The following is a 4,445-nucleotide window of genomic DNA, read 5'->3' on the forward strand; positions in this document are numbered from 1 at the left end:
CGGCGACTCCTACGATAATGCGATGGCAGAGAGTATCAACGGGTTGTACAAAACGGAGGTTATCCACCGCGGGAGCTGGAAAAACCGGACGGAAGTGGAGTTGGCCACGCTGGACTGGGTGGACTGGTACAACAACAGAAGGCTGCTCGGGCGGCTGGGTTACATCCCTCCTACTGAAGCCGAAATGAACTATTACGCTTTGCAATTAGCATCAGAGGAAGCGGCGTAGTATTGCCAAAATTACTCTCTAATAAACTCGGGGTTATTCAAAAATCGTCCAGCCTGACCGTTCCCCACACATTCTCTAACGCCTGATCGCCTTTAAGCGGCGCTAACTGATATCCGCCGAACCGGCCTTCACCGAGACTGATAAACATCAATTCGGCCCGTTCGCCGGCATGGCTGAACGCCGCCAATTCATAGCCACGCGGCACCATTTTCAACGCCTGACGCCCGGTAATGACCACCAGATCGCGGAAAAAACGGCGGCTCTGACCTAAGGAGCGCAAGGATAGATAATGATGAAAATTAATGCGACCGGTAATCTGATTGATACGTAACATGGCCTCAGTGCTGCTAAAACCAAATTGGCGCAGATTATCCTTTCCCTCTTTTATCAAACTCTCAACCAGGATAATCGCCCGGCCGCGCGCGTCGGTTTTAATAAACGTTTCTGCCACCGAGGCGAGAGAGAGCCGGGATTGGCCCGCTTTGAGCGCATCATGCAGCGAGAGATAGGTATTGAACAACACCTGGCTACCGCGGCTGCCCGCCGCGCGCATGACTTGATAGCCGTCTGCCGCTCCGCCCAACGCGGTGAAGAGCAGGCTCAATAACGCGTTCGACCAAGCGTGTTTTTTTAGCGCTAGGTCATCTGCCGTAAGCGCGGTATGAACATACAAACCACAACTGACGGCGCCAATGCCAAGATTCGCCAACATAAATGAAGCGCACACGACGGCCGAACCGCCGCTGAAAAATAATGCCAGAACCGACAACGCCAGACCGCCATACATCAAGACCTGCTGGGCGACATGATGCGGATCCTCCTTTATCTGGTGCTGTTGCTGATAAGCCTGGCGCTGCTGTTGGACATATTCATGCAGATGCTCGGCCATTTTATCGTGATCCAATTGTTTTAACGCCTGCCAAATATTCTGGCTGGCGCTAAAAGAGAGCGGCGGCACTATCCGGCAGGTGTGTGGATCCACGGTGGCGGCAAAGGGTAAGCCGATGAGCGACTGTCTTTGACCGAGCGAAAGATGACCGTGTATGAAGGCCCTCAGCGCCGCTGACGTATCATCAGGGGTCCATAAATAAATTCTGCCATTAGAGAGCGAAATGAGCATGCCGCCGCTGGCTTCAATTAACGCCACCATTTCCGGCACCTGAATATGCTTGCCTCCCTGATGCAGCGTTACCAGCTGCTCGGTTAGCTGATTATCCATCCATTTTTGCGCCAATCCCGCCACCGCGTTATGCTCTCGCTCCCCCAGCAGCGGTAATAACGCACAAGCCAGCCTGTTTTTGGCCATGGTATAATAAGCATTTTCAATTTCGCTGCTATCAATCACTTCCTGTAATTGCGCTTGTAATTCGGGGTGCAAATCAAAAATAAACGCTTCTTTAGCCTTCTCGGCCATGATCTGGAGAAAATGCGCATCCAATACGCCGTGAGGATCGGTTAATAACAGTTTTTCAATACGCACCTTACGGTCTGCGGCAACCCGTTGGCGTTTCATGTCGCGCAGCACATCGCCGGTCAAAACTTGTCGCAGGCTGACCTCTTTGCGGTTCGCGACGTAATACTGCAGGTCCGGCGGCTCCCCGACAATAAATGTCACGCTCAGCTCGACGCTCACATCGAGTTTGTCGAGAAATTGTTTGCCAGGCAGGTGATGTGCCGATTTTTTATTTAGCAATTTAATCACGTAGTGCTGATTACGTTCATCGCGATGCTCTCCACCCTCTTGGGACAGTCCGTGAACATGCAACCAGGGCTCCCGTTCGGCCAGCATGGCGCGCTGTTTTTGCGCCGGTGTTTGTGGCTCATTCTCCTTTTGCACCTCTCCCGGCGACGCATTGTGGGCGTTTGATGGCGCCAGTATGTCAGCATGCTGAGCGATGAACGCCGCAAACTGGCGTTTTCTATCGCCAAGGCGCAGCCAATAATCCTGCTGCTCAAGGCTCAGCGCGCACGCCGGCACCCCGTCGGTGTCGCTGGCGCGCCGGCGCCGCACCAGATGCGTTGGCCTCTTCTTCCCGCCGGCCGATGGCTTCCCGCCAGGCGCGTCCGAGCCGGATAACAGAGTATTGTCGCCTCGCTCTACTTCGAGCGGTACGTCCCGTACCGATGCAGCCCTTGACCCGACTGGCGTCAGCGTTAACACCGCATCGCGCGGCGCCGGCGGCATTTCGGCTGACGCCATGTTCCCTCCTTCTTTGCGGGACGGCGTAGCCGCTATCGGTACCCACAGCCTGCTCGCAGTGGGTACAAATACCAGCAAGCGGGTCTTGGTTCCCGGCGATATTAACCTGACCAGCGTTAAACCCCCTGCGCAGACTTTATGCTCGCGCTGAATCGACATTTCCCTGGCGGCAATAATGTGGCCTGGTCCGTTATTCTTAGTTCCATCCATTACAGGAAAAAAATAACGCCATGACGCTAATTTATAGCGATATTCCCAGACAAAAATAGGCAACATTATATCAATCCTCCTTGATTGTTTAATGTGAGTGTGAGACGGCCTGTCCCATCAGCAGAGAATTAACCCGCCATAACAGATTATTCTTGCGTATTAATCACTCATTAAGCGTCAATGAAATATATTAACTCAGGGTCGAAATAGTGTAATTTGGCTTCGTTATTAGCTACGTTCTTTTAAACGGGAAGCGTGAGGAGATGAAGATAACAAAGGCTCAATTCTGAAGAAATCAAATATGCCAGCTCGTTGAACAACAATAGCGGTGCGTCAGGGAGAATTCGGCGCGCCGATAGTCAGACCCCCTTGCACAGCCGAGTAACGTGCATTGCAATGATATCACGCGCACAATTACCCGCCCTGGCTGCATAGGTATCTACACATCAGGGAGGAGGCTTAAGAGCAACTCTCGCTAAATGAGTAAGTTCTTCCAGACTATATTCCGATAATAATTTTAGTGTATTCAACAAGATGGATAGGCCAGCGAGCAGAGCAGGAGCGCTCTCTCTGCGGCCTCGCTTTTGCTGTCGTCCTGACAAGCGACATATCAGCTGGCGGGCTGCCGCATTTTCTTCTCCTTCAGCGCGTTGCAGCCGCCATACCAGAACAGCAGCCATACTGGCTATTAACAACCTGCGTAGTACGGCTGGCGCGCTGCGCTGAAGCCATGTTTCTACGTCATGTCCGGCACCTTTCAGCAACTTAAAAAATGATTCAATATTCCAGCGCCAGTAATACCAACGAGCTACTTCCTCGCAGGTGATCTCGCTGCAAACGTTTGTAAGCAGCGTCCAGCGTCCCACCACATTACCGAGATCATCCGTAAGCCGAACAACAACCAATCTGACCGTCAGAGGCTCTCCAGGTTGGATTTTTATGCGGCGGCCGGTTTCTTTATCTTTACGCTTCTGCTGCGCAGCTCGGGTTATGACTATCGAGGTTTCACTGATTTCCATATCAGCTTTTTTCCCTTTCCAGTCTACCTGTCCGCATCCGTTGTATGGCAGAAGAGCAGCAATCTCACCAATTTTCAATGAATTACCTTGCCACTCTGCACCATGTCCTTCTTTTCCTCGGATAAGCCAGCATATTCCTTGAGTACTCAACGTCCGCATATGTCCAATAGAGTCACCCTCTCTATCAATTATATGAATCAGCTTTTTACCTATATTAAGCGATTCCACACGGGCAATATCGGTCGTCAAGGCGTCCATATGTGTCTGCCGTTCGGACAGTCCTTCCGCCAACGTTGAATGACAACCGGTTGCATCGGTAAGTGTCTGAGATAGAGGCGCTATTGGCAAACCCGTGCCAGCATCAACCAGCAAGCTGCTTTGAAGTTCATATCCAACATCGCCACCGTGCGTCATTTTTAAGCGTCCGTATTTGGCATGATGGTAAAGAAATTGTAAACGTGACCAATCATGAACAACGAGAGCGTATGGATGCGGGCTAAGCGAAATTTGCTCAAGTGCTAGCGAAATAATTGGCTCATTGAGTTGACTGAAGCTAATTCGCTTATTATTCAGAAAACGCCAGACAGCTTGGGTAGTTGCGAAAGTTGATTTTTGAGCACTTGCGAGGTCTTTAACCGCAGAAGCAAGAAGAGCCGCGGGCGTCATATGCTGTTTAACCAGCGTCTGATATCGGCGGGTAAGGCGAGAGTCAATCCCGCCAACAGATAGGTTGAAATCATTCTGCAAAGTAATAACAGGTATCACGATAAATGTGTAGATACCTATG

3 protein-coding genes are annotated in these 4,445 nt (G+C 51.2%); 1 reads left to right on the forward strand and 2 read right to left on the reverse strand.

Translation table 11 applies throughout. The annotated features are described in order from the left end of the window. On the forward strand, positions 1–229 hold a 229-nt coding region (locus CINSTRO3249_RS13130), incomplete at its 5' end, for an integrase core domain-containing protein (protein WP_143146879.1). Between the two features lie 37 nt (positions 230–266). Here the strand turns inward: CINSTRO3249_RS13130 and CINSTRO3249_RS13135 are convergent. Further along, on the reverse strand, positions 267–2,705 hold the full coding sequence (locus CINSTRO3249_RS13135; RefSeq protein ID WP_125933195.1) for an SPFH domain-containing protein: 2,439 nt from the start codon (positions 2,703–2,705) through the stop codon (positions 267–269). A gap of 380 nt (positions 2,706–3,085) precedes the next feature. After that, positions 3,086–4,445, reverse strand: a 1,360-nt coding sequence (locus CINSTRO3249_RS13140) for a flagellar biosynthesis protein FlhF (protein ID WP_254304262.1), incomplete at its 5' end; no start/stop codon positions are given.

The organism is Candidatus Sodalis sp. SoCistrobi, from assembly GCF_900143145.1.
Classification (GTDB): domain Bacteria; phylum Pseudomonadota; class Gammaproteobacteria; order Enterobacterales; family Enterobacteriaceae; genus SoCistrobi.